Here is a 24,771-nt window from a genome sequence, read left to right as displayed (position 1 = left end):
AAGAGGGGAACACCATGGCGACCAATTTGAACGTTAACGGTACGTCGTATCAGGTGGATTTGCCTGACGATGTTCCCCTGCTTTGGGTTCTGAGGGATGAGGTCGGCCTGACCGGTACCAAATTTGGCTGCGGTGTTGCCGCCTGTGGAGCCTGTACTGTCCATATCGACGGCGAGGCCGTGCGGTCCTGTCAGGTAGCGTTGTCTGATGTCTGGGGCGACGTAACAACCATCGAAGGTCTCGGCACTCCGGACTCGATGGCCAAGATCCAGCAAGCCTGGGTCGACCATCAGGTTGCGCAATGCGGTTACTGCCAATCGGGTCAGATCATGCAAGCGGCGGCCTTGCTGGCCGAGAACCCCTCTCCGACAGATGCTGACATCGACGACGCGATGCAGGGCAACCTGTGTCGTTGTGGAACCTATCCACGCATCCGGGCCGCAATCCACGATGCGGCTTCCAAGTTGAAGGAGGCGTGAGCAATGGCATCTGTTGGTAAAATCTTTCGCCGAACATTCCTGATCGGTTCGGCAGCTATCGTCGGCGGCGTTGCATTTGGTGCGTATTACGTTACCCGCCCAGTAGCGAACCCGCTGAAGCCGACAAAAGGTGAAACCGCACTCAGCCCGTTTATCCTGATTGACCAGCAGGGCGTGACCTTGTTCGCCCCACGCGCCGAGATGGGACAGGGCGTGATGACCACCTGGGCTGCCCTGATCGCAGAAGAACTGGACGTCGAGATGGACGATATCCGCGTTCTGCATGGTCCTGCTGCGGCAGCCTACTATAACTCTGCTCTGGTTGGCGAAGGTCTGCCGAACAAGGGATATGACATCTCCGACTTCCAGCACAATCTGGGTGAAGCCCTTGGTATCCTCGGCAAAACCCTCAGCTTGCAAGTCACCGGCGGCTCGACCTCGATGAAAGACGGATTTGAGCGTATGCGCGAGGCGGGAGCAACCGCGCGGGAAACATTGAAACAAGCGGCGGCGGACCGGTTGGGCGTTGACCGTGCGCAGTTGAAAACCGAAGCGGGCGTGGTGATCGCACCGGATGGCACACGCATCCCCTATACGGAACTGGCCGAAGCCGCAGGCCGGATCGACCCGCCTCATGCGGAACTGCGCGATCCGTCGGACTGGCGTCTGCTGGGGCAGAATCTGCCGCGCGTGGATATCGTAGGTAAATCCACCGGCACCGCCGAGTTCGGCATAGACGTGCGCCCCGAAGGTCTGAAATTCGCTTCGGTTCGGATGAATCCCAAGCTGGGCGGCGAGATGAACGGCTTTGATGCCAGCGCGGCCCAGTCCATGCCCGGCGTTGAAAAAGTCGTGGATCTGGGCAATGGAGTGGCGGTTGTCGCCACCAACACATGGCTGGCTATTCAGGCGGTCGAGGCGATCGACGTTGATTGGGCTGACGCCCCCTACCCGTCCGAGACCGAAGACCTGTTCACCACCATCGCCCAGGCGTTTGACGACGCGCCAAACTCAACCATGCGGGACGATGGCGATGTGGACGTGTTGCCCGACGGCGCGACCGAGATCACCGCCGAATACCGCGTGCCCTATCTGGCGCATTCCACGATGGAGCCGATGAACGCCACCGCGCTGTTCACCGGCACCAAGCTGGACCTGTGGTGCGGTAATCAGGCCCCGACCCTGTTGCTGATCCGCGCCGCAAACACCGCCAATCTGGACAAGGATGCCGTCGAAATTCACACCACCTATCTGGGCGGCGGCTTTGGGCGGCGCGGAGAGTTGGACTTTGCCGAGATTGCCACCAAGGTCGCGATGGCCATGCCCAACGTTCCGGTCCAGACCACCTGGAGCCGCGAAGAAGATATGCGCCACGATTTCTATCGCCCCGGCGCGCTGGCGCGGATGCGGGGTGCGGTCAAGGATGGTACAGCGGTCCTGATCGACGGCAAGGTTGCGGCCCAATCCTGCACCCAGCAGGCCGTCGAGCGGTATACCGGTATGCCGGGCGGCGGCCCCGACAAGGTGCTGGTCGAAGGTCTGTTCAACCAACCTTATGCGGTGCCGAATTATCGCATCAGCGGTCACATTGCCGATCTGGACGTGCCGGTGGGGTTCTGGCGCTCGGTCGGCAACAGCCACAACGGTTTCTTCCACGAGACGTTCATGGATGAGATGGCCCATGCCGCAGGACGTGACCCGCTGGAGTTTCGTCTGGAACTGGCCAAGGGCGAACACGCGCCCAGCGCAGGTGTTCTGCAGGCCGTCAAGGACATGTCCGGCTGGACCGGCCAGACCCCCGATGGCGTCGGGCGCGGCGTTGCGATGACCTACAGCTTTGGGACACCGGTCGCACAAGTGATCGAAGTTGTTGACGAAGATGGCACCATCCGCATCGCTAAGGCGTGGATCGCCTGTGACGTCGGCCTCGCGCTTGACCCTGGCACAGTCAAGGCACAGATGGTCGGCGGCATGATCTATGGACTGTCGGCGGCGGTAACGGGCGAGATTACTTTCTCGGACGGTGAAGTCGAACAGTACAACTTCCCCGACTATGACGCCCTGCGGATGCACAACGCTCCGCTCACCGAAATTCGGGTTCTTGAAACCAACCCGCGTCTGGGTGGTGTTGGTGAACCTGGAACACCTCCGTCCATGCCAGCTTTGGGAAATGCGCTTTTTGACCTGACAGGTGAACGCGCGCGGACGCTACCCCTGATCAATCAGTTCAATCTGCTGGTTTGATCGCGTTGCGCCGGTCTGGTTCTTCCCTCCCGGACCGGCGCACGAATTATGCGCTCTGCTGGATGAGCCTCGCGCCGGACCCTTCAGACCACGTGTGAACGGCTGCTCCGAACGCTTTGAACAATGGGCGCGACACGGGATCGTTTTCAGCATCCCATTCTGGGTGCCATTGGACCGACAGGGTGAAGCCCGGCGCATCCTTGACATAGATCGCCTCTGGCGTCCCATCCGGCGCATGGCCTTCAATCACGATCCTATGTCCCACGGTTTTGATACCCTGCCCATGCAGCGTGTTTGTCATCACCTCACAAGCGCCCATAAGCCGATGGAACACACCACCTTCGGACAGGGTCACGATATGGCGCAGCGCGAATTTTTCTTCCAGCGTTCCATCGGGCGGCATACGGTGGTTCATCCGACCTGGCAGTTCGCGGATTTCCGGATACAACGTCCCGCCCATTGCGACGTTGACCTCTTGGAACCCTCTGCAGATACCAAAGAACGGCTGCCCTCGCTCGACGCAGGCCCGCACCAGCGGCAGGGTGATCGCGTCACGCGCACGGTCAAATTCACCATGCGCTTCGGTCTCGGGCTCACCGTATTCTTCCGGGTGAACGTTGGGCCGACCACCCGTCAATAGAAAGCCGTCGCACACCTCAAGCAATTCTTCGACCGAGACATAGCGCGGATCAGCCGGGATCAGCAGCGGCAGACAACCCGACACGTTCGCCACGGCTTCAGAATTCATCGTCCCGCCCGCATGGGTCGGGTATTCATCGTTCATAAGGTAAGAGTTGCCGATGATACCGACGACGGGCCGAGACATTCCGCTTTCCTAATCTGTTGCGCGTTTCACGAAAGCTATCCCCAGGGTCAAAAGCGTGCAATAGCACACCCCCTGTGTATCAGCGCAAGTACATGTTCACCCCTGCACATTAGGGCACCTGTTACGGCACTTGCCCATTTTGGCGTCGTTCCGCGAATTCCGCAGATCAAAGAGCATCTGCTGCTCGCGGAATATTTCAACCAATCAGACTTCGCCGACCAGACCAGCGGCCTCTATCCCGGCCATCGCCGCAACCGCATCGTTGTCCGAGGTATCGCCGGTCACACCAACGGCCCCAATCACAGCGCCCTTCTTGTCGCGCAGCAACACGCCGCCCGGAACCGGGACGACCTGCCCGCCATACACTCCGTTCACGGCGGCCATGAAATAAGCCTGCGCCTCGGCCCGCGCCATCTGCGCCGTGCCCGCCATGCCCAGCATGACCGAGCCATAGGCCTTGCCCTGCGCAATCGCAAAGCGGCCTGGCGCGGCACCATCTTCGCGTTCAAACGCAATCACATGCCCGCCGGCATCCAGAACTACAACCGAAAGCGGTTTCAATTCCAACTCACGACCCTTTTCCAAAGCTTTGCGCACAATGGTGCGCGCCTTACGCAATGTAACAACCAACCCTGATCCCTTTCATCTGGCTAAAAATATCCTCGGGGGAGCGCGAGGGGGCAGACAGCCCCCTCGTTCCCATTCTATCCACTCAACCCAAGCTGGCTTTCAGCTCCAAACGGCGGGCGTGCAGGACCGGCTCGGTATAGCCCGAGGGCTGCACCCGACCTTTGAAAACCAGATCACAGGCCGCTTGAAACGCAATACCGTCAAAATCAGGAGCCATCGGGCGGTAGCTTGGGTCGCCCTCATTCTGACGATCCACCACGGCGGCCATCTTCTGCATCGCGGCCATCACCTGCTCCTCGCTGACCACATCATGATGCAGCCAGTTGGCCAGCGCCTGCGATGAAATCCGGCAAGTCGCGCGGTCTTCCATCAGGCCGATATCGTTGATGTCCGGCACTTTCGAACAGCCCACACCCTGATCGACCCAGCGCACCACATAACCAAGAATGCCCTGTGCGTTGTTCTCGACCTCACGCGTAATTTCATCATCGCTTAGGTTACGCCCGCCCAACAGCGGAACCGTCAGCAGATCATCCAGCGTGCCGCGCGCTCCACCGGCGGCAAGCTCATCCTGACGGGCCAGAACATCGACCTTATGGTAATGCGTGGCGTGCAGGGTTGCGGCGGTCGGTGACGGCACCCAAGCGCAGGTTGCGCCGGATTTCGGGTGGCCGATCTTCTGATCCAACATGTCCCCCATCCGGTCGGGCATCGCCCACATACCCTTGCCGATCTGCGCCTTGCCCTTCAGGCCGCAGGCCAGACCGATATCGACATTGCGATCCTCATAAGACGCAATCCACGGTGTCGCTTTCATATCGCCTTTGGGCAACATCGGGCCTGCCTCGATCGAGGTGTGAATCTCATCCCCCGTGCGGTCCAGAAAGCCGGTGTTGATAAAGGCCACACGCGATTTCGCAGCACGGATACATTCCCGCAAGTTGGCCGAGGTGCGACGCTCCTCATCCATGATGCCCAGTTTCACGGTGTTGCGCGGCAGGCCAAGGATGTCTTCAACCATATCGAAAATCTCAACCGCAAAGGCCACTTCGGCAGGGCCGTGCATCTTTGGCTTGACCACATAGACCGACCCCTTGACCGAGTTTCCGCCCTCACGCTGCAGGTCATGCATCGCAATCAGCGTGGTGCAGAGCGCGTCCATCAGGCCCTCGCCAATCTCATTGCCATCACCGTCCAGAACGGCCGGATTGGTCATCAGGTGGCCCACATTGCGGATCAGCATCAGCGAGCGGCCTTTCAACACGGCCTGTTCGCCGCCTGCGGTGGTATAGGTCAGGTCATCAGCCAGCTTCCGAGTGAAGGTGGTGCCGCCCTTGGTTACCTCTTCGGCCAGATCACCCTTCATCAGACCCAGCCAGTTGCCATAGGCCACGACCTTGTCCTCGGCATCCACACAGGCGACCGAGTCCTCGCAGTCCATAATCGTGGACAGCGCCGATTCCAGATGAACGTCAGCAATTCCAGCCGGATCAGCCGCGCCAATATTACTAGAGGCATCGACGACGATTTTCACATGCAGCCCGTTATTCTTCAGCAGTACGAAATCGGGCTTCTCAGCCTCACCACCAAAGCCAACAAATGCCGAAGCGTCAGCCAGCGCGGGTACCAGCGCACCGCCTTCGACGCGCAGATCGGACACATCGGCCCACGACCCTACGGTCAGCGGCACAGCATCATCCAAAAAGCTTTTGGCCCACGCGATTACACGGGCGCCGCGCGCTTCGTCATACCCTCCAGCGGCGGGCAGATCACCCATCGCGTCGGTTCCATACAGCGCATCGTACAGGCTGCCCCAACGTGCATTGGCGGCGTTCAGCGCAAAGCGGGCATTGGTGATTGGCACAACCAGTTGCGGGCCGGGAATGGTGGCAATCTCAGGGTCGACATTGGCGGTTTTGATTTGAAATTCTTCGCCTTCTTCGACCAGATAACCGATCTCACGCAAGAAGGCTTGATAGGCGTCGGCGTCATGATCCTGACCTTTGCGGTCCACGTGCCATGCGTCGATCCGGCCCTGAAGCTCTTCTCGTTTGGCAAGAAAGGCACGGTTTTTCGGTCCCAACTGGGCTACCATCCGCGACAGACCATCCCAGAACGTATCGGCGGATACACCGGTTCCCGGCAGGGCCTTGCCCTCGATGAATTCGGCCAGAACCGTATCGACCTGAAGTCCGCTGCGTGCCTGTCTGCTGCTCATTTGGTGTCTCTCCGCCATTGTGCGCCATTGTATGCAGCCTGCATTTAGGACGATTGTTTCCGATAGGCAACTTTCGACGTCACATTTAAACCCTTCGGCGTTGCACGAAGCTGCTTCAAATACGAGAAGGCAATGAAGCCGCTGTTGCAGCCCATCGCCTCAGACCATAACGTCGCGCCAGTTATCAAATGATGCGAGGTCCCGATGCGCGACGCTGCCCCCCAAACGATCTACCTGAAAGACTACACGCCGTTCGGCTACATCGTGGATAGCGTGCATCTGACCTTTGATCTGGCCGCACACGCCACCCGCGTCACCTCGCGCATTGCGTTCCGCCCCAACCCTGAGGCGACGGACCGCACATTCTTTTTGCACGGCGAAGACCTGACCCTGATCCGCGCGTCCATTGACGGCATCGATGTCACGCCCGAGGTGACCGACAAGGGTCTGACCGCCCCTGCCCCCGATGCACCCTTTGTTTGGGAGGCTGAGGTTGAGATCGACCCCGGCAACAACACCGCGCTTGAGGGGCTGTATATGTCGAACGGCATGTACTGCACCCAGTGCGAGGCCGAAGGGTTCCGCAAGATCACCTACTACCCCGACCGTCCCGATGTGATGTCCACCTTTACCGTGCGCATCAACGGCGATCTTCCGGTGTTACTGTCCAACGGCAACCCAAGCGGCAAAGGCGAAGGCTGGGCCGAATGGACCGACCCATGGCCTAAACCCGCCTATTTGTTCGCGCTCGTCGCGGGCGATCTGATCGCGCATCCCGGCCGATTCACCACCATGTCGGGCCGGGACGTCGAACTGAACCTCTGGGTACGTCCCGGCGACGAAGGTAAATGCGCTTTTGGTATGGAAGCGCTGAAAAAATCTATGAAATGGGATGAAGACGTCTATGGCCGGGAATACGATCTGGACGTGTTCAACATCGTGGCCGTCGACGATTTCAACATGGGCGCGATGGAGAACAAGGGGCTGAACATCTTCAACTCTTCCGCCGTTCTGGCCAGCCCCGAGACCTCAACCGACATGAATTTCGAACGGATCGAGGCGATCATTGCCCATGAGTATTTCCACAATTGGACTGGCAACCGCATCACCTGCCGCGACTGGTTCCAACTGTGCCTGAAAGAGGGGCTGACCGTGTTCCGCGATGCGCAGTTCACCTCAGACATGCGATCAGCCCCGGTGAAACGCATCCACGACGCCATTGACCTGCGCGCACGGCAATTCCCCGAGGACAACGGGCCTTTGTCCCACCCGGTTCGACCCGAAAGCTTTCAGGAAATCAACAACTTCTACACCGCCACCGTCTATGAAAAAGGCGCCGAAGTCATCGGGATGCTAAAACGGCTGGTCGGGGATAAGGCGTACGCGAAGGCGCTGGACTTGTATTTTGATCGCCACGACGGTCAGGCCTGCACCATCGAAGACTGGATCAAAGTGTTCGAGGATACGACGGGCCGTGATCTGTCACAGTTCAAACGCTGGTACAGCCAATCCGGCACCCCCCGCGTGACCGTGGCCGAGGATTGGGCAGACGGCACCTATACTTTGACCCTGTCGCAACGCACCGAACCGACCCCGGGGCAGGATGAGAAACTGCCGCAGGTGATCCCGGTGGCCGTGGGCCTGCTGAGCCCCAACGGGGATGAGGTCCGCGCGACCGAGGTGCTGGAACTGACAGAGGCCAGCCAGAGCTTTACCTTCACAGGGCTGGCCGCCAAACCGACGGCTTCGATCCTGCGGGATTTCTCGGCCCCGGTCATTCTTGAACAGAATCAGAGCAATACCGAACGCGCCTTCCTGCTGGCCCATGACACGGACCCGTTCAACCGCTGGCAGGCCGGGCGTTCGTTGGCCGAAGACACTCTGTTGGCGATGATCCAAGCCGGCGCGTCGCCTGATGCCGACTATCTTGACGGGCTGCTGGCCGTGCTGCGCGATCGTGATCTTGACCCGGCCTATCGTGCACTGATGCTGGGCCTGCCGACACAATCGGAACTGGCGGCAGCTCTGCACGAACGCGGTTTAACACCTGATCCAATGGCGATCTGGACCGCAGTAGAAACCCTGCGGCAGGTCTCGGCGCAACACGTGCAGGACTTGCTACCGCGCCTGCACAGCGAAACCATGATTGATGCGCCCTTTAGTCCTGACGCCGATCAATCAGGCAAGCGTGCGCTGGGTGGGGCGGCACTGGCGCTGACCACGCGATTGGATGGCGGAGCCAAGGCCGCTGTCAGCTATGAGACCGCTGACAACATGACCCTGAAACTTTCCGCCCTATCCTGCCTACTGCGCGCTGGCAAAGGTGAGGCTGAATTGACCACCTTCTACGATCAGTGGAAGCACGATCGGCTTGTGGTGGACAAATGGTTCGGCCTACAGGTCGCGATGGCCGCACCTGAATCCGCTGCGGATTCAGCACGCAAACTGACTGAGCATCCAGATTTCAACTGGAAAAACCCAAACCGATTCCGCGCGGTCATGGGGTCTTTGGCGATGAATCACGCTGGCTTCCACCGCGAAGACGGCGCTGGGTATGCGTTGCTGGCCGACTGGTTGATCAAGCTGGATCCGGTCAACCCGCAAACCACCGCAAGGATGTGCTCGGCCTTTCAGACTTGGAAACGCTATGACGCGGGCCGTCAGGACCTGATCCGCACGCACCTGAGGCGCATTGCCGATACAGCGGACTTGTCGCGTGATACGACCGAAATGGTCTCGCGTATTCTGGGCGCATGACACCGTTCACTTATACACGTCATAACCGAACACCCCGAACGGTCGTGATTCTGATCCTTGTGTATGCGGCGTTGATTTCGCTGGTGATCCTGTTTGACGCCGTCTGGTGGCTGATTGGGTTGCTGGCGCTTCCAACGCTGCCGGCCCTTTGGGACGTTGTACGGGATACCAGCGCGGGCCTGTCGCTTGATCAGAACAAGCTGAATTGGTTCACCGGCAATCGAACAGCCGAGGTGAAATTGTCGGAAATTGACTATGTCCGCTTTGACACCCGCTGGGATTTTTCCGTGCGCGTTTCGTTGATTACGATCTCGGGAAAACGAATTCGGCTGCCGGATGAGTCGATCCCCCCACACGCAGAGTTTGAGTCCATCTTTGAGCGGGCCGGGATCCGAGTGGAGCGGCATCACTTCAGTGTATTCTGACGGCAATGCCGGGAAAAAAGTCTCACTGTTCACCAAAACGACACAAATACCCCCCCAAATCTTGAATTTGATGCAAATTCCAGAGAAGCTTGGTTCCTAAGTTACCAGTTTTTACAGTTCCGAGTTTCACTATGTTCCGGTTGTTTCGCACCTCTTCATCCAACGCACAGGCTTCTTCTCTGCCGATGCCGTCCGACTTGGCGCTTTCGCCTGAGGTCGCTGCGGCAATGCCTGATCAGGGGCAGTTGAATATCCCTGTAGCAGAGCTTCAGGCCGAGGATCTGGTGGGTCGCAAGACGATCGAAGCCGGGCGTCATCTGGCGCGTCAGGGCCGCTGGTCCGAGCTGTCGCGGCAAATGCGGGCCGCGGACGAGGCTCGGGAGTCTGCGCCTGACGGTATGCCGATTGCAGACCTTCTGGCGTTTGGTGCCCGCGCCGACGTTGTTCTGGCGGTTGAGCACGCGCTTTCTGATTGGAAAGCGCTGTCTGATTATGACGTGCTGTGTGGCATTTCCGAACTGGAAGACGAAATGCGAGAGCACGAAGGCGATCCGATGATCGCACTGGTTGTTGCACTTGCACATATTGATTTGGCCTGGGCATGGCGCGGGACCTCCGTAGACGCGAAATTGCCGCCCTTGCACCAATCGCGCTGCGCTGCACATTTCGACCGGGCGGCAGCAATCCTTCCGAAATGCCGCGAGGCCGCACCCGAAAGCCCGCTTGTTGCTGCGGCCGACTGCGCTCTGCTGGCCGGGCAACGTAAGTCGAACATCCGGGTGGCCGACAAATACGAGCGTCTGATTACTCTGGACCCGCACAATCAGCGTCACATGCGTGCTATGGGCACCCACCTGCTGCCGCGTTGGTTCGGCAGCTATGAAAAGCTTGAGGTTCAGGCCCTTCGCAACGCCGCACGGACACACGAAATCTGGGGTGCTGGCGGATATACCTGGGCGCAGTTCGACGCGATTGCCCTTGATCCAGAGGCATGTGCCCGGCTGGACGTGGAATATTTCCTGGAAGGGCTGCGTGACATCCTGCGTCAACGCCCCGATCAGGAAACCGTCAACATGTTGGCCGCTTATTGCGCCATCACCATTCAGAACGGGCTTGGCCTGAACGAAAAAGCCGATGAAGTACGCGCGCAAATTCATGAGGCTGCGAACTGGCTGATCCGTGACCACATGACCGAGCTGCATCCGCTGATCTGGGCGCATGCTGCGAATGGGTTCAACAACTCGGTCCGCATCAACTCGCCCGAGAGGTTTGCGGCGCGTGGTCACCGCGATGCCCTGCGTGCGATTGGCGATTTGTTCCGTGAAGAATTGCGCAGCGGCATGGACGTCACCTTTACGCCTTCGGGTCTGCACCTGTCAGGTCACTGATTCCCCCTTGCTCCTTTGGCGCAGCGCGCCTAATACGCAGGCTTAGACTTCTGCGGAAATAGAGGCGCTCCATGCTCGACCTGACATACGAAATGCCCAAAATCAAAACCATTGCCGGGGCCAAGCACGATTGGGAACTGGTCATCGGGATGGAGGTGCACGCTCAGGTCTCATCCAACGCCAAGCTGTTTTCTGGTGCATCGACCCAATTCGGGGCCGAGCCGAATTCGAACGTGGCCTTTGTGGACGCCGCGATGCCGGGGATGCTGCCGGTCATCAACGAATACTGCGTTGAACAAGCGGTGCGCACCGGGCTGGGCCTGAAGGCGGATATCAACCTGAAATCGGCCTTTGACCGCAAGAACTATTTCTACCCCGACCTGCCGCAGGGCTATCAGATCTCCCAGCTTTACCACCCCATCGTGGGCGAAGGTGAAGTACTGGTGGAAATGGGCGACGGCACCGCGCGCATGGTTCGGATCGAGCGCATCCATATGGAACAGGACGCGGGTAAATCCATCCACGACATGGACCCGCATATGTCCTTTGTCGACCTGAACCGGACCGGCGTCTGCCTGATGGAGATTGTCAGCCGCCCCGACATCCGTGGCCCTGAAGAAGCCGCCGCCTATATCGCCAAGCTGCGCCAGATCATGCGGTATCTGGGCACCTGTGATGGCAACATGCAGAACGGCAACCTGCGGGCGGACGTCAACGTGTCGATCTGTTTGCCGGGTGCGTATGAGAAATATCAGGAAACACAGGATTTCTCGCATCTGGGCACACGGTGCGAAATCAAGAACATGAACTCGATGCGCTTTATTCAACAGGCCATTGAGGTTGAAGCCCGCCGTCAGATCGCCATTGTCGAAGGTGGTGGTGAGGTCGAGCAGGAAACCCGCCTGTACGACCCGGACAAGGGCGAGACACGCTCGATGCGATCCAAGGAAGAAGCGCATGATTACCGCTATTTCCCCGACCCCGACCTGCTGCCGCTTGAGATCGAGCAGGCGTGGGTGGACGACATTGCTGCCAAACTGCCCGAACTGCCCGACGCCAAGAAAGCGCGCTTTATCGAGGTGTTTGGCCTGACGGATTACGACGCCTCGGTCCTGACTGCCGAGGTGGAAAGCGCCTCCTATTTCGAAGAAGTCGCCAAGGGCCGCAACGGCAAACTGGCCGCAAACTGGGTGATCAACGAACTGTTCGGCCGGTTGAAGAAAGAAGACCACGATATCACCGATAGCCCCGTGTCTCCGGCACAGTTGGGTGGGATCATCGACCTTATTTCCTCGGATGCCATCTCAGGCAAGATCGCCAAGGACCTGTTCGAGATCGTCTATACCGAAGGCGGCGACCCCGCGCAGATCGTGGAAGAGCGCGGCATGAAGCAGGTCACCGACACCGGCGCGATTGAGGCTGCGTTGGACGAGATCGTCGCCGCCAACCCTGCGCAGGTCGAAAAGGCCAAGGTGAACCCCAAGTTGGCAGGCTGGTTCGTGGGTCAGGTGATGAAAGCCACCGGCGGCAAGGCCAACCCCAAGGCTGTGAACGAGCTGGTGAGCAAGAAACTGGGCGGCTAAGTCATCGAAAATTAGTGCAAGGGCGGCAAGGGGCATCCCCTCTGCCGCCTTTCTTTTGCGCTGTGGCGTGGCAACACACGCTGCGGACTGCGCGAAGATGACTTTCCCAATAGCCTCAACATGCTAGATTGCCGGGAACGAACAGGTAGGAAGAACCGATGCCGCGCTACGAATACAAAGTTGTCGCCGCCCCGCAAAAAGGCGGCAAAGCGAAAGGGGCCAAGACCGCCGAAGACCGGTTTGCCGTCTCGATTGAACAGGTGCTGAACCAGATGGGTCAGGACGGCTGGGAATACCAGCGCGCGGAATTACTGCCCAGCGAAGAGCGTTCGGGCCTGACCAGTTCTACCGTGAACTGGCGCAATGTTTTGGTCTTTCGGCGCGAAATTGAAGTGAACTTTGTCTCAACCCGTGGCCCAAGCGAAACGCCCGAGGGTGTACCGCTGGCGCAGCCCTTGCCCGGACCCGAGGCCGTTGTTGCCCCAGCCCCAATTGCCGAAGAGGTGAAAGAACCCCCACTGTCGCTGAAAGGGGCAGAAGCACCCGAGCAACAAGATAAACCCTAGCCAAGTTCGAACTTATCCGCAGCACGCCTGCCCCGCCTGAATCGGCGGGCATGGCACTGTCGCGTAGGAGCAATAGACACAGCAATCACCTTCCAGCGGCTTCAGGATTTCACGACACGATTTGCATTCGTAAAACCACTGGCACGCGTCTGTTGGCATAGTTTCCGTTTCGGCATGTCCGCAAGCGGGACAAGTCAAAGTCGACTCGAGAATTATGGTTGTCTCTGTGTCTTCCATCTCCCCCTCCTCAATAAACGAGTTGGCGCATTTACTCCCCAATATCCAGCGCCAGCGCGTGAATACGTGGCACGATATCGCCGAGCGCTTTATGCACAGCCCTGTGACGCGCGACGCGTGATTGCCCCTTGAAAGCGGCCGCGCGGATACGGACGTTGAAATGGCTCTCGCCGCCCTCTTGATACCCCGAATGCCCACGATGGCTTTCGCTGTCGTCAACTACCTCAAGCTCATGCGGATCAAAGGCAACTTGCAGGCAGGTTCGAATTTCGTCGGTCACAGTCATTTTTACGCCTAGCGGTAAAAATTTTACCGCCCCCCTCTTCTACTTTCGGCTGCTTAGACTAAACTGCTGCCTCCGAGTCGAGAAGACGCGTTCTTAAGGATCACAGCATGACGAAATCAGACCCTTTCGGATTCGATATGTCCGTCTCCAACGCCAAGAAAAAGAACCCGCGCGGGCGCCGGGGGATGTCGGGCGCGTCTGAGACATCGGTGCGAATCTGCGACCATGAAGGCTGTGAAGAGGCGGGCAAATTCCGCGCGCCCAAAGCGCCGGATGTACTGGATGATTTCTTCTGGTTCTGCCAGCAACACGTGCGCGAATATAACCAGAAGTGGAACTTCTTCGACGGCACGACCGAGGCCGAACTGAACGCGCAGCGGTCGAAGGACAAAGTGTGGGAACGTGAAACCAAGCCCATGGGTGACCCCGAAGCCCGTGCATGGGCGCGTTTGGGCATAGAAGACCCGCATCAGGTTCTGGGCGCAAACGCCACCAAGAACCCTGGCCGTACTTCCGGCGGCGGTGGCCGCCGTCTACCCCCCACTGAACGCCGCGCGATTGAGATTCTGGAAGCCAATGACAGTTGGACCAAAGCCGAGGTGCGTAAGGCTTACAAAAAACTGATCAAAGTACTGCACCCGGATATGAACGGCGGCGACCGGTCCCAGGAAGAACAACTGCAAGAAGTCGTCTGGGCCTGGGATCAGATCAAGGACAGCCGGAATTTTAAGTAATTCGGCACATCGCTAAAACAAACCTTGCAATGCGTTGGCTTCGGCCCGCTTGAGGCAACGCAGCCGCGTTTTTAGCATTGATCTGGTACCTTCCAGTTCGGGAAATAACGCAAGCAATTCGGCGACGTCCTCGCGCTGAAAGGACTTTAGCGCGCGATCCCCCAGATACAGGCTTTCGCTGTGCAAACCGTGGGAAGTCAGTATAGCGTGTTCCTCGCAGGCGATGTGATAGTACGTCACCGGCTTATCTGCTTGCACTTGATGAACCGTATCTCCGTTGACCAGATGAATAGCGGCGCAAAATACGCTCTCTTCACCAAACAGCAATTCGGCCCGCCACCCCTCGAGAACGATCCGATGCTGGGGTGACACATATAGATCCCGGTTGGGCAATCCCGCACCCAACGCGTCCCGTTGGATCCGCACTGGCCGGTACTTTGGCTGTATACGCAAGGTCTGCGCAGTAAGGGTTCGCTGACCGATCCAGACAATGGGTAGAGATTGTCCCCCTGCCCCGCGAACCCATTCCCCAATTTTCAGGTCTTCTACCGGGCGTGGACCCCGATCTGTCTCGATTAATGTTCCCGCCACAAAGCATGGCGGGTCCGTTGGGTCGAGATCGCCCTCATCAATCTTCCAGTTTCCGGTTTGCATTGGGCCAGTCGGATCATCGGTATCCCAGGCATAGATATTGCCGCCAACTTGGATAAATTCACCGGATTCCCCTGTGCCCCGATAGTTCCCTTGACCAAGATAGGTATAGGGCTGAAAGGTCGTTCCCCCATCAAACGAAATTGTCTGGCCATCAATGATCGCGGTCTGGGTCGAGTTGCGAACGATATAGTCTCCACCACCGGTGGTCCCGACATTATGAAGGAGCACGTCAAATGGCATGGACCGCGCCCCTGCCCCTACAAGGTATCAAAACAGTCCGACCACCGCCCGACATGACGCAGCGATCAAAAGAGGCTTTGATCTTGGAACCCATGACCAACACTCTGCACTCATACAAAAAACACCATGTATTATCACCTTAATTGTCAATTAACGCAAATCAAAGGCGCGCAGGCGACTATTCGGGTGATTGCCGCAGAGCCATCCGATAACTGCCAAAACGTCCCGACAGACGACCGATGACCGGCTCAGAATGAATGGTTGGGAAACATGTCAAACTCGCCCTGGGCTGGTGAAGCGACACAGCCCCAAAGGCCCTCAGCGACATTTCTCAGTGACGAAAAATACACGACTTTCAGGCCAGCATCGAAGAAACACCTGCCTGCGCCACCGCACAGGCGGCTTTCCCTTGCCCTTGCTCTCAATATGTTGCACCACACACAGTGTCGAAGGCCCCTCGTGAGGCTGCGGTATCAGGATAAGGACGACAGGCATGGATTGGCCGATTGACGCAAACGCAAAACCATCAGAAGAGATTTCGGTTCGCGAAGTCTTCGGCATCGACACCGACATGCAGGTCAAACGCTTCTACGAAGTGACCGAGCGGGTGCCCGAGATTGATCCGACCTATAAGTTCGACCCTGATACCACGCTGGCGATTTTGGCAGGATTTACCCACAACCGCCGGGTGATGATTCAAGGCTATCACGGCACGGGTAAGTCGACGCATATTGAACAGGTTGCCGCACGTCTGAACTGGCCCGCCGTGCGCGTTAACCTCGACAGCCACATCAGCCGGATCGACCTGATCGGCAAAGACGCGATCAAACTGCGCGACGGCGTTCAAATCACCGAATTCAGCGAAGGTATTCTGCCTTGGGCCCTGCGCAATCCGGTTGCGATCGTGTTCGACGAATACGACGCCGGGCGCGCGGACGTGATGTTCGTGCTGCAGCGCGTGCTGGAAGCCAACGGCAGCCTGACCCTGTTGGATCAGAACGAAATCCTGACGCCGCACCGGTATTTCCGCATGTTCGCAACCGCCAACACCGTTGGCCTGGGCGACACGACGGGTCTGTACCACGGCACCCAGCAGATCAACCAGGCGCAAATGGACCGCTGGTCTCTGGTCGCAACGCTGAACTACCTCAGCCATGACGCCGAAACGATGATCGTTCTGTCCAAGGCCCCTCATTATAACACGGCGGAAGGACGCAAGATCGTTAGCCAGATGGTCACTGTTGCAGACCTGACACGAACCGCCTTCATGAATGGCGATCTGTCCACAGTCATGAGCCCCCGAACGGTCATCAACTGGGCGCAAAACGCCGAGATTTTCCGCAATGTCGGCTACGCGTTCCGCCTGTCTTTCCTGAACAAATGTGATGAACTTGAACGTCAGACGGTTGCCGAGTTCTACCAGCGCTGCTTTGACGAAGAACTGCCTGAAAGCGCGGCAAACGCCTCATTGGGATAAGTCGTAAATGCTGTTCGGATCTGACCCGCGTCCGTCCACCGGGCTCGGTGTCTTTGAGGGCATTATCGACCGGATCATGGTCCTGAGCCTTCCCGAGGCTCAGGAACGTCGTGATCGTATCCCTTCTCATCTGGCAGAGTACGGGATCACTGCATTTGAATGGCATGACGCTTTTACGCCGGACCATCCAGCCGTTCAATCGCTCTATGAAGAACAACGCATAGCGACGTTCCCGCCGTGTTTTCGGTGCGGGATGAACGATTGCGATTGCCCTAACAACGTGCTGATTCCTCAGCAGGTCGCAAACTTTGCCAGTCACTTGGACATATGGCGGCTTACCAGTCAGCAGGACGGTCGGGTCCTCGTGATGGAAGATGATATTGTGCTCCACCCTTGGACGTCGCGTGTATTGCGAAAGCTCTGGCACGGGATCGAGCGTGGAAACATCGACTTCACCCCAAGATCAACAATGATGTTGCGACTTGGGTGGGCATTGTCCAAGGATCATGGTCGTTTCAAGCGGTTCCGCACAAATCACAAGGTCAGAATGTCGAACCCGTGCTATGCGCTCACTTCGGGGTTTGCCGCAAAGCTCATTGATCGCTTCGACCGTGTGGACACAACGTCGGATTTGTTTTTGCATGGCGAGGTTGCGACGCCCGAGGATTCTCTCACGATTTTCCCGCCTGTTGCTTCGGATTTGTCCTGGTCCGAAGGCGCAACGGATTCCTACATTCACCCCAAGAAAAACCGCTTGGAATACCTGAAGAAACACAATCGGGGCACTGAACTTGCCGAGTTTGAGCGTCGGTTGAAGCACCATGTTCAGCATGTATATCAACGACCAATTTTATGCGTAGGTCATCCTCGAACCGGAACTGGTTTCGTGGCCGAACTGTGTACCAAGTCCGGCTTGGATGTCGGTCACGAAGCTGACGGTAAGGACGGCATTAGTTCGTGGATGTTTGCGGTGGACGCGGCGGAAAACCCTTGGGCCGCTGACCCGGCCGCCCAAACGCGCAAAGCCCTAAAGTGGCAATTCATGATCCAGACGGTTCGGGATCCGGCCACGGCCATTCCCTCGATTATTCGCGAAAACGCACATGCCCCTGCATCATACGAGTTTCGCCGGACCCACATTCTTGCGGAAACAGGGATTGATCTGAACGGTTTTGAGACTGATATCGAACGGGCTATCGCGTCGCTTTGCTTGTGGGCGTCCATCATTCGTGGGCAGAACCCGGACTTTGTATTCCGAATTGAAACCGACTCTGAGGCCCTGATCGACTTTCTTCAGGACAAAGGTTTCAAGGTTCACAAGGACAATCTGGATATCGGCCCTGTAAACGCCGAGAAGCTGTATAAGGGCAAGCATCACGAAAAACCTCAGATCGACGCAGAACAGTGGGAAGTGATCGGACCACAAGCCCGGGCGCTTCTGAATGAATACTGTGAGGAATACGGCTACAACTCCCCCGTGGGAGCAACCTAGTCAAATTTTCCGCCTTATCGGGCCCCGATTTAGCGATCACATTGGTTAAAACCATATATCAATGTTGTGTTTTGATCACGTAGCGCGATGTATTTTGTATAATTAAAGTATATACAATCAATATCCATGCTACATTCACCACATGTCATGTTTCAGATTTATTTTAATCGTGGTCACGATTGCAGTTACGTTTCCCTCGCCGGTTGCGGCCCTCCCTTCCAAGCCCACTGACCGGGCAGAGTTGTTTGCCGTATGTTCAGGACGGCTCGAAGCATTGGCTGCGCGACAAAAGGCCCGCTTGGGTAGCAAAGCGAATTCGGCAGAGATCCTTCGCGTTCAATTTGACCAGATGCTCGAAGCGGTGTTGCCTTGGGCACTGTCCGAAGGCGTTGAGGAGCATCAGCCCAAACGCTGGCGTGTGCGTGGCTGGGTTGAGGTCGCGTATCTATTGGCCGATATGGACTACAGCTTTGATGCCCGGATCGCCGCTGGGGCTGAACTCCAATTGGAGCACCGGATATCCGAGTGCCGCGCCGTCCTGTTGTAACCCTGTTTGCATGAAAACAGGGCTGGCCCTATGGTCAAGACCCCGGAATGGTTCTAGGTTGCCGGGACAGAACACAACCGGACCTGCCGCCGATGAGCAAACCAATCGATAACCCCGCTGATCCGTTCAAGAAAGCTTTGGCCGAAGCCACGAAAGTGATGGCCGATGATCCCGAGCTGAACGTCTCATACACGGTCGATCCGTCGGGCATGTCGGGTGAATCTATGCGCCTGCCGCAAGTCAGCCGCCGCATGACTCGCGAAGAGGTTCTGCTGGCGCGCGGAACCGCCGATGCACTGGCGCTGCAACGCAAATACCACGACGATGCAACGCACGCACGCTATGCCCCTCCGGGAGATATGGCGCGCGATCTGTACGAAGCGATGGAGACCGCCCGGTGCGAGGCGATGGGCGCACGGGACATGCCCGGCACCGCGTCCAATATCGACGTCAAAATTGAACACGAAGCTATCCGCCGTGGGTATGACCAGTGCAAACAACCTGCTGATGCGCCTTTGGCCGTTGCGGCAGGTTATCTGATCCGACATCTGGCGACTGGTCGTGACCTGCCCCAGGCAGCAGATAACATCATGAACCTTTGGCGCGGATTCATCGAAGAACAAGCTGGGGGAACGCTTGAAAGCCTCGATGATATTCTCTCGGATCAGGCAGAGTTTGCAAAGTTTGCCCGTCAGATGATCAAGGATCTGGGATACGGCGACCAATTGGGGGATGACCCTGACGAGCTGGACGAAGAACAGGAAGATCAGGCCGAGGACGACGCAGAAGAACAGCCCGATCCTGATAGCACCGGCCAGGACGATCAGGATGAACAAGAAGCCGATGCCACCCCTGAGCAATCTCAGGAAGAGCAGCAGGACCAATCTCAGGCCCAGGTCTCGATGGACGAAATGGCCGACGACGAGATGGGCGAAGAGGCAGAGATGCCCGAAGGCGAGGCCCCGCTAGAGCCGCCCGCCCCGCCTCCGGCCTCTGAGGCGGACCCTGATTACAAAGTCTACCTGAACACCTTTGACGAAGAGATCGAGGCCGAGGATTTGGCCGAACCCGCCGAGTTGGAACGGCTGCGCGCCTATCTCGATCAACAGCTTGAACCGCTGAAGGGCGCGGTCAGCCGTCTGGCCAACAAACTGCAACGCCGCCTGCAGGCGCAGCAGAACCGATCGTGGGAATTCGACCGTGAGGAAGGCATTTTGGATGCTGGACGTCTGGCACGTGTCATCGCGAACCCGACAACTCCGCTCAGTTTCAAAATCGAGAAGGATACCGAGTTCCGCGACACCGTCGTGACGCTTTTATTGGATAATTCCGGGTCGATGCGCGGGCGACCGATCTCGATCGCAGCGATATGCGCTGATGTTCTGGCGCGGACGCTGGAACGCTGCAATGTTAAGGTCGAAATTCTGGGCTTCACCACCCGCGCCTGGAAGGGTGGTCAGGCACGCGAGGCGTGGCTGAACGATGGTCGCCCCCAGCAACCCGGGCGGCTGAACGACCTTCGCCATATTATTTACAAGGGCGCGGATGCTCCGTGGCGTCGCGCACGCCCCAACCTTGGCCTGATGATGAAAGAAGGTCTGCTGAAGGAAAACATCGACGGCGAGGCGCTGGAATGGGCGCATCGTCGGATGATGGCCCGGCGTGAACAGCGCAAGATCTTGATGGTGATTTCCGATGGTGCGCCAGTCGATGACTCAACTCTCAGCGTTAACCCTGCAAATTATCTGGAAAAACACCTGCGCGACGTGATCGCAATGGTTGAGAAGCGCAAGATGGTCGAACTGCTTGCTATCGGGATCGGCCATGACGTGACGCGTTATTACGACCGCGCGGTTACAATTACGGACGTCGAACAACTGGCCGGAGCAATGACCGAGCAATTGGCAGCACTGTTTGACAGCGACCCAAGGGCGCGCGCCAGGGTCATGGGGATGAGGAAAGTAGGCTAACGCGCCTAATCCTAAAACTAAACGGAGTGCACTCCGATCTGAATGAGGTGAGACATGTTTCAATCCTTTGCCGTGACCGCACGTCCGGAACAAGGCCCACCGCGCTTGGCTGCGCTGCGGACGGAGCTAGCGCAAGCGGGGTTGGATGGTTTCCTGATCCCGCGCGCGGACGCGCATCAGGGAGAATATGTCGCCCCACGGGACGAGCGTCTGGCGTGGTTGACCGGATTTACCGGATCAGCCGGATTTTGTGTTGCCTTGTCAGACATCGCAGGCGTGTTTGTTGACGGACGCTACCGTACTCAGGTCAAGGCACAGGTCGCGTCCGACTTCACCCCGGTGCCTTGGCCCGAAGTCGGCCTGAGTGCGTGGTTGAAGGAACAACTGCCGAACGGGGGAAAAGTTGGCTTTGACCCTTGGTTGCACGCCGCCGGGCAGATCTCAGCCGCCCAGAAAGAGTTGTCCGGCAGTGGTATCGAACTGATGCGCAGCGATAACCTCGTCGACCGTGTTTGGAACGACCAACCGGAGCCGCCATTAAATCCCGTCAAGGCTCACCCTCTGGAATTCGCTGGAGAAACCGCAGAAAGCAAAATCACACGCTTGGCCACGGGCCTGCGCGATGCAGGATGTTCGGCCGCTGTGATTACCCTGCCGGACTCGATCATGTGGCTGTTGAACATTCGCGGCTCAGATATCGGCTACAATCCTGTGGCACACGGATTCGCGATTCTACATGCCGATGGGCTGGTGGATCTGTTCATGGCCAAGGAAAAACTGGTCATTCCTCTGGGTGACAGGGTGAATATCCACGAACCGAACGCGTTCTTGGACAGCCTCGCTGCGCTTGATGGCAAGGTACAGGTCGATCTGGGCACGTTGCCACAAGCCGTAGCGGATATCTTGTCAGATCGGATGATTGACGGCGGCGACCCGTGCGCCCTGCCCAAGGCCTGCAAGAACCTGGCCGAAATCGCTGGCAGCGCCGAAGCGCACTTGCGCGACGCCGTAGCGGTTGTCGAAACCCTGTGCTGGCTGGATGCACAGACCCCCGGCACAGTGACCGAGACCCAAGTCGTTACCCGGCTGGAAGAAAACCGACGCAGGGACAACGCCCTGCAGGACATCTCGTTCGACACGATCGCCGGAACCGGCCCCAACGGTGCGATCATGCACTATCGCGTGACCGAAGAAACCGACAGCTTGCTAAAAGACGGACACATACTGGTTCTGGACAGCGGCGGCCAGTATTTGGATGGTACGACAGATATCACCCGGACCATCGCCGTCGGAGAGGTCGGCGAAGAGGAAAAAACCTGCTTCACCCGCGTGTTGAAGGGCATGATTAACATGTCCATGTTGCGCTGGCCCGTTGGTTTGGCAGGGCGCGACATTGAATGCATTGCGCGCGCGCCGCTCTGGGCGGCGGGGCAGGATTTCAATCACGGGGTCGGCCACGGGGTCGGCGCTTATCTAAGCGTTCACGAAGGCCCCCAGCGTCTGTCGCGTGTCAGTTCTGTCCCGCTCCAACCCGGTATGATCCTGTCGAACGAACCTGGCTACTACCGCGAGGGCGCTTTCGGAATCCGGATCGAAAATCTGGTGGCTGTGCAAGAGGCGCCCGCCCTGCCCGGTGGTGATGCCGAACGCGCGATGCTGAACTGGCGTACTCTGACTTTTGTCCCGATTGACCAACGGTTGATTGTGGTCGAGATGCTTACCACTGACGAACGCGATTGGCTGAACGCCTATCACCGCGACGTTGCGGAAAAAATCAGGCCTAGGCTGGGCGCAGAGGCGCAGCTGTGGTTGGATGCCGCAACCGGGCCGGTCTGACACCGGACTGTTACAAACACCGGGCAGAGGAGAAGCCCAGAACAAAGGGATGGAATACGTATGACCAAGATCACAATCCGTAAAGCACCGGGGAAATGGAGCGTCCGGTCCGGAGGCGCTGTCCTTGGTGAAAGCACAAATGCGCTGGAGCTTTTGGAAGGCGATCTTGACCCTGTAATCTACTTCCCTCGCTCAGACATTGCCATGGCGTTTCTGGATCGCACCAAAAAACGCACGCATTGCCCGCACAAGGGCGATGCCACGCATTTTTCGATTGTGAACAAATCCTCTGTCACTGAAAACGCAGCAAGGAGCTACGAAGACCCAATCCCATCAGCCGTCGAAATCAAGGGCTACGTTGCCTTTTACAAGATCGAGTCGGTCAAGGTCGAACAGATCTAGATCGCCTCTTTCACCGCCGCGACAGCCGCCATGTCATGACGGACACGCCCAAACGCCTGCGCCATTGAGGTCAACGTATGCGGAGGGCAACCAATCTCAGGCAGGCAGGATGCGTCGATCACACGGACCTTCCCGTCGAAAGCAGATCGCACGACCTGATCCACGGGCTCATGACGCTGCCCAAGGGTCAGCCTGTGATAGTGAAACCCTTGACCGGGGTCAGTGATGCCCAATGCGCTTCGCACGCCATGAGAGGCGAGCCAGTCGAGAAGATGCTGCAAGTATTCGTCCATATCTGGTTTCGGCGTCTGTATCGCCTCTATCCGGTCCTGGCCCGGTAAATGGTGGAACTGAACCAGCGTTTTCGGTGTCCAAATCCGCACTGGCTGGACAAAATCAATAATGCGTCCAATGCGTCGACCACGGAAGTGAGGCCCCAGACCAAACCTAGTCGTTAGCATACTCAGCGGGGCTTGGGACACCGTGTAGACTGAGGCAAACAGCTTACAAAGCCCGTCTTGTTTCCACTTGAGCGTCAGCGCGTTGAAATTCCCTCGGTTCGTATAGCTGCGGGGCGACCCAAGTATACGGGCGAGCCTGAGGCAATTGATCGTGTAAGGTGCATGATCACGAAATCTGATCTCGGTCGCTGCCCTTAGGCTACGTGCCAGCAAAGTTGCCGTGCCAAGAACACCGGCAGCCAGAAACACGCGACGAGCCTTAATCCGGGTACCGTCGTCAAGCTCTAACCGAACAAGTTCCTGTTCGGTTTCTATACGCTGTACGCGGCCGTTGCGGATTTCGACATCCGGCATTTCACGCAGGCGCTTTTCCACCGCATTTGCCATAGCGCGCAATCCAGACCCGGGCTCGTCCTTGGTTCCCGTCAGAAGACGCGGTGCGCTTTTTTCAAATCCGTTTTCCAGTTTCTGCCGACGAACGCCGCCAACCACTTCAAAATCGGATTGTACTGCGTCGCACGCTTCGCGGTAAGCCCGCCAGTTTTCAAGGAATCGTCCCTGTCCCCAAGGGTCATCCCTGTAATAGACCTGAAGCTGTTTTCCCCAATAATTGGCCAAACCACCAATTTCTGCGGCAACAAACATTGGAGGGGCATCTCCGGACACTGCCGTTCGTTCGGCCAAATAGGCGGGCTCGCGCCGTTCATAAGCAACCGAAACTATTTTGGCCGGCCCCCCCTCAAAGGGTTTGGACGTCGCGCCCGTAACAACAACCAACGATCCGGAAAAACCCTTCATCGCGGTCAGGGCGGCATAACCAGCAGGGCCAGCGCCGATCAATGCGGCATCAAAAACGCGCATGCAAAGACCCTTTTCTACACGAAACCGGATTTAGAATTCGCTTTCCGCCCCGGCAATTCATCGGAACACGGGCGTGAACCAAAGGGTACTCTGCGCATCTGAAAGGTTCAGAGCGGAGTATTCGGAACTTCCACAGGCAATAGATGGCCCAAATTCTGCCAAGCGGCCGCAAAAGCGCCGGACACCATGCGCGCGCAGAGGCAGTAGTGTAATTTGATGAACACAAAGCGAGACGCAGTAAAAACATAATAAGTTGCCCCCAAATCTCATGAGCCTTGGTGCAAGTTCGTATATTTGTCGTCTAGTCGTTTGAAATTACGTGTATTCGTAGTGTCGGATACCCGGTTTAGAAGAACGAATACCAATTGAACTCAATAAATTATCCGGGCCAACTTTGCCGATACTAGCTGAAAATTACTGTTTGAATCAAGAAAACAAGCCATTCCAAGGGGCGTCGA

General features: G+C 57.7%; 21 protein-coding genes. 14 read left to right on the top strand and 7 right to left on the bottom strand.

Annotated elements, in window-relative coordinates; translation table 11 throughout:
• Window positions 1–14: 14 nt before the first annotated feature.
• Together GOV87_RS00360 and GOV87_RS00355 are read left to right on the top strand one after the other, a co-directional pair.
• A complete protein-coding gene (locus GOV87_RS00360) occupies window positions 15–479 on the top strand; it encodes a (2Fe-2S)-binding protein (protein WP_171210447.1) in 465 nt (154 codons plus the stop codon).
• 3 nt (window positions 480–482) lie between these two features.
• Window positions 483–2,723 (top strand): molybdopterin cofactor-binding domain-containing protein, encoded by a 2,241-nt coding sequence (locus GOV87_RS00355; protein WP_171210446.1) that lies wholly within the window; start codon window positions 483–485, stop codon window positions 2,721–2,723.
• 46 nt (window positions 2,724–2,769) lie between these two features.
• On the opposite strand, the gene GOV87_RS00350 is transcribed toward GOV87_RS00355, so the two are convergent.
• From GOV87_RS00350 to GOV87_RS00340, 3 genes are all read right to left on the bottom strand, one after another.
• Window positions 2,770–3,549 carry a gamma-glutamyl-gamma-aminobutyrate hydrolase family protein gene (locus GOV87_RS00350; protein WP_171210445.1) on the bottom strand — a complete coding sequence of 260 codons (780 nt, stop codon included), beginning with the start codon at window positions 3,547–3,549 and terminating at the stop codon, window positions 2,770–2,772.
• 204 nt (window positions 3,550–3,753) lie between these two features.
• Window positions 3,754–4,179: a heme-binding protein gene (locus GOV87_RS00345; RefSeq protein WP_171120723.1), complete on the bottom strand. Its 426-nt coding sequence runs from the start codon at window positions 4,177–4,179 to the stop codon at window positions 3,754–3,756.
• 82 nt (window positions 4,180–4,261) lie between these two features.
• Window positions 4,262–6,397, bottom strand: coding sequence for a malate synthase G (locus tag GOV87_RS00340; RefSeq protein ID WP_171210444.1), 2,136 nt, complete (start codon window positions 6,395–6,397; stop codon window positions 4,262–4,264).
• 204 nt (window positions 6,398–6,601) lie between these two features.
• On the opposite strand from GOV87_RS00340, the gene pepN reads away from it, so the two are divergent.
• The 5 genes from pepN to GOV87_RS00315 all read left to right on the top strand — a co-directional run bounded on the left by pepN (window position 6,602) and on the right by GOV87_RS00315 (window position 13,116).
• On the top strand, window positions 6,602–9,154 hold the full coding sequence (pepN, locus tag GOV87_RS00335) for an aminopeptidase N (protein WP_171210443.1): 2,553 nt from the start codon (window positions 6,602–6,604) through the stop codon (window positions 9,152–9,154).
• A complete protein-coding gene (locus GOV87_RS00330; RefSeq protein WP_171210442.1) occupies window positions 9,151–9,579 on the top strand; it encodes a hypothetical protein in 429 nt (142 codons plus the stop codon). The genes pepN and GOV87_RS00330 overlap by 4 nt, the downstream gene beginning before the upstream one ends.
• A 131-nt stretch (window positions 9,580–9,710) precedes the next feature.
• Window positions 9,711–10,967, top strand: a complete 1,257-nt coding sequence (locus GOV87_RS00325; RefSeq protein ID WP_171210441.1) for a hypothetical protein — start codon at window positions 9,711–9,713, stop codon at window positions 10,965–10,967.
• A gap of 71 nt (window positions 10,968–11,038) precedes the next feature.
• Window positions 11,039–12,550, top strand: a complete 1,512-nt coding sequence (gene gatB, locus GOV87_RS00320; RefSeq protein ID WP_171210440.1) for an Asp-tRNA(Asn)/Glu-tRNA(Gln) amidotransferase subunit GatB — start codon at window positions 11,039–11,041, stop codon at window positions 12,548–12,550.
• 158 nt (window positions 12,551–12,708) lie between these two features.
• Complete coding sequence (locus GOV87_RS00315) at window positions 12,709–13,116, top strand: DUF4177 domain-containing protein (RefSeq protein WP_171120710.1); 408 nt, start codon at window positions 12,709–12,711, stop codon at window positions 13,114–13,116.
• A gap of 12 nt (window positions 13,117–13,128) precedes the next feature.
• Here the strand turns inward: GOV87_RS00315 and GOV87_RS20380 are convergent, their stop codons facing one another.
• Complete coding sequence (locus GOV87_RS20380) at window positions 13,129–13,353, bottom strand: GDCCVxC domain-containing (seleno)protein (protein ID WP_254428668.1); 225 nt, start codon at window positions 13,351–13,353, stop codon at window positions 13,129–13,131.
• 31 nt (window positions 13,354–13,384) lie between these two features.
• On the bottom strand, window positions 13,385–13,639 hold the full coding sequence (locus GOV87_RS00310; RefSeq protein ID WP_171210439.1) for a BolA family transcriptional regulator: 255 nt from the start codon (window positions 13,637–13,639) through the stop codon (window positions 13,385–13,387).
• Between the two features lie 107 nt (window positions 13,640–13,746).
• On the opposite strand from GOV87_RS00310, the gene GOV87_RS00305 reads away from it, so the two are divergent.
• Window positions 13,747–14,373 (top strand): J domain-containing protein, encoded by a 627-nt coding sequence (locus tag GOV87_RS00305; protein ID WP_171122553.1) that lies wholly within the window; start codon window positions 13,747–13,749, stop codon window positions 14,371–14,373.
• Between the two features lie 12 nt (window positions 14,374–14,385).
• On the opposite strand, the gene GOV87_RS00300 is transcribed toward GOV87_RS00305, so the two are convergent.
• Entirely contained in the window at window positions 14,386–15,267 is an 882-nt protein-coding gene (locus GOV87_RS00300; protein ID WP_171210438.1) for a Hint domain-containing protein, read from the bottom strand.
• A 493-nt stretch (window positions 15,268–15,760) separates the two neighbouring features.
• Between GOV87_RS00300 and cobS the strand changes: the two genes are divergently transcribed.
• The 6 genes from cobS to GOV87_RS00270 all read left to right on the top strand — a co-directional run bounded on the left by cobS (window position 15,761) and on the right by GOV87_RS00270 (window position 22,991).
• Window positions 15,761–16,744, top strand: a complete 984-nt coding sequence (cobS, locus tag GOV87_RS00295; protein ID WP_171122549.1) for a cobaltochelatase subunit CobS — start codon at window positions 15,761–15,763, stop codon at window positions 16,742–16,744.
• A gap of 7 nt (window positions 16,745–16,751) precedes the next feature.
• Window positions 16,752–18,236, top strand: coding sequence for a glycosyltransferase family 25 protein (locus GOV87_RS00290; protein ID WP_171210437.1), 1,485 nt, complete (start codon window positions 16,752–16,754; stop codon window positions 18,234–18,236).
• Window positions 18,237–18,510: 274 nt separating this feature from the next.
• Window positions 18,511–18,783: a hypothetical protein gene (locus GOV87_RS00285; RefSeq protein ID WP_171210436.1), complete on the top strand. Its 273-nt coding sequence runs from the start codon at window positions 18,511–18,513 to the stop codon at window positions 18,781–18,783.
• Window positions 18,784–18,875: 92 nt separating this feature from the next.
• Window positions 18,876–20,753, top strand: coding sequence for a cobaltochelatase subunit CobT (gene cobT, locus GOV87_RS00280; protein WP_171210435.1), 1,878 nt, complete (start codon window positions 18,876–18,878; stop codon window positions 20,751–20,753).
• A 54-nt stretch (window positions 20,754–20,807) separates the two neighbouring features.
• On the top strand, window positions 20,808–22,589 hold the full coding sequence (locus GOV87_RS00275) for an aminopeptidase P family protein (RefSeq protein ID WP_171210434.1): 1,782 nt from the start codon (window positions 20,808–20,810) through the stop codon (window positions 22,587–22,589).
• A gap of 60 nt (window positions 22,590–22,649) precedes the next feature.
• On the top strand, window positions 22,650–22,991 hold the full coding sequence (locus GOV87_RS00270) for a DUF427 domain-containing protein (RefSeq protein ID WP_171210433.1): 342 nt from the start codon (window positions 22,650–22,652) through the stop codon (window positions 22,989–22,991).
• Here the strand turns inward: GOV87_RS00270 and GOV87_RS00265 are convergent.
• Entirely contained in the window at window positions 22,988–24,313 is a 1,326-nt protein-coding gene (locus GOV87_RS00265; protein WP_171210432.1) for a hypothetical protein, read from the bottom strand. The two genes, GOV87_RS00270 and GOV87_RS00265, sit on opposite strands and share 4 nt — an antisense overlap.
• Window positions 24,314–24,771: the final 458 nt, after the last annotated feature.

Source organism: Ruegeria sp. HKCCA5426 (assembly GCF_013034585.1).
Taxonomy (GTDB): Bacteria; Pseudomonadota; Alphaproteobacteria; order Rhodobacterales; family Rhodobacteraceae; genus Ruegeria.
The sequence above is the reverse complement of the archived record's forward strand: the minus strand, read 5'-3'. Positions and strand labels throughout refer to the sequence as shown.

Excerpts from the sequence above, each read along its gene's own strand:
- GOV87_RS20380 (WP_254428668.1), bottom strand. The coding sequence starts at position 13,353 with ATGGAAGACACAGAGACAACCATAATTCTCGAGTCGACTTTGACTTGT.
- GOV87_RS00340 (WP_171210444.1), bottom strand. The coding sequence starts at position 6,397 with ATGAGCAGCAGACAGGCACGCAGCGGACTTCAGGTCGATACGGTTCTG.
- GOV87_RS00355 (WP_171210446.1), top strand. The coding sequence starts at position 483 with ATGGCATCTGTTGGTAAAATCTTTCGCCGAACATTCCTGATCGGTTCG.
- gatB (WP_171210440.1), top strand. The coding sequence starts at position 11,039 with ATGCTCGACCTGACATACGAAATGCCCAAAATCAAAACCATTGCCGGG.
- GOV87_RS00270 (WP_171210433.1), top strand. The coding sequence starts at position 22,650 with ATGACCAAGATCACAATCCGTAAAGCACCGGGGAAATGGAGCGTCCGG.
- GOV87_RS00360 (WP_171210447.1), top strand. The coding sequence starts at position 15 with ATGGCGACCAATTTGAACGTTAACGGTACGTCGTATCAGGTGGATTTG.
- GOV87_RS00305 (WP_171122553.1), top strand. The coding sequence starts at position 13,747 with ATGACGAAATCAGACCCTTTCGGATTCGATATGTCCGTCTCCAACGCC.
- cobS (WP_171122549.1), top strand. The coding sequence starts at position 15,761 with ATGGATTGGCCGATTGACGCAAACGCAAAACCATCAGAAGAGATTTCG.
- GOV87_RS00315 (WP_171120710.1), top strand. The coding sequence starts at position 12,709 with ATGCCGCGCTACGAATACAAAGTTGTCGCCGCCCCGCAAAAAGGCGGC.
- cobT (WP_171210435.1), top strand. The coding sequence starts at position 18,876 with ATGAGCAAACCAATCGATAACCCCGCTGATCCGTTCAAGAAAGCTTTG.
- GOV87_RS00350 (WP_171210445.1), bottom strand. The coding sequence starts at position 3,549 with ATGTCTCGGCCCGTCGTCGGTATCATCGGCAACTCTTACCTTATGAAC.
- GOV87_RS00275 (WP_171210434.1), top strand. The coding sequence starts at position 20,808 with ATGTTTCAATCCTTTGCCGTGACCGCACGTCCGGAACAAGGCCCACCG.
- pepN (WP_171210443.1), top strand. The coding sequence starts at position 6,602 with ATGCGCGACGCTGCCCCCCAAACGATCTACCTGAAAGACTACACGCCG.
- GOV87_RS00300 (WP_171210438.1), bottom strand. The coding sequence starts at position 15,267 with ATGCCATTTGACGTGCTCCTTCATAATGTCGGGACCACCGGTGGTGGA.
- GOV87_RS00325 (WP_171210441.1), top strand. The coding sequence starts at position 9,711 with ATGTTCCGGTTGTTTCGCACCTCTTCATCCAACGCACAGGCTTCTTCT.
- GOV87_RS00330 (WP_171210442.1), top strand. The coding sequence starts at position 9,151 with ATGACACCGTTCACTTATACACGTCATAACCGAACACCCCGAACGGTC.
- GOV87_RS00265 (WP_171210432.1), bottom strand. The coding sequence starts at position 24,313 with ATGCGCGTTTTTGATGCCGCATTGATCGGCGCTGGCCCTGCTGGTTAT.
- GOV87_RS00310 (WP_171210439.1), bottom strand. The coding sequence starts at position 13,639 with ATGACTGTGACCGACGAAATTCGAACCTGCCTGCAAGTTGCCTTTGAT.
- GOV87_RS00290 (WP_171210437.1), top strand. The coding sequence starts at position 16,752 with ATGCTGTTCGGATCTGACCCGCGTCCGTCCACCGGGCTCGGTGTCTTT.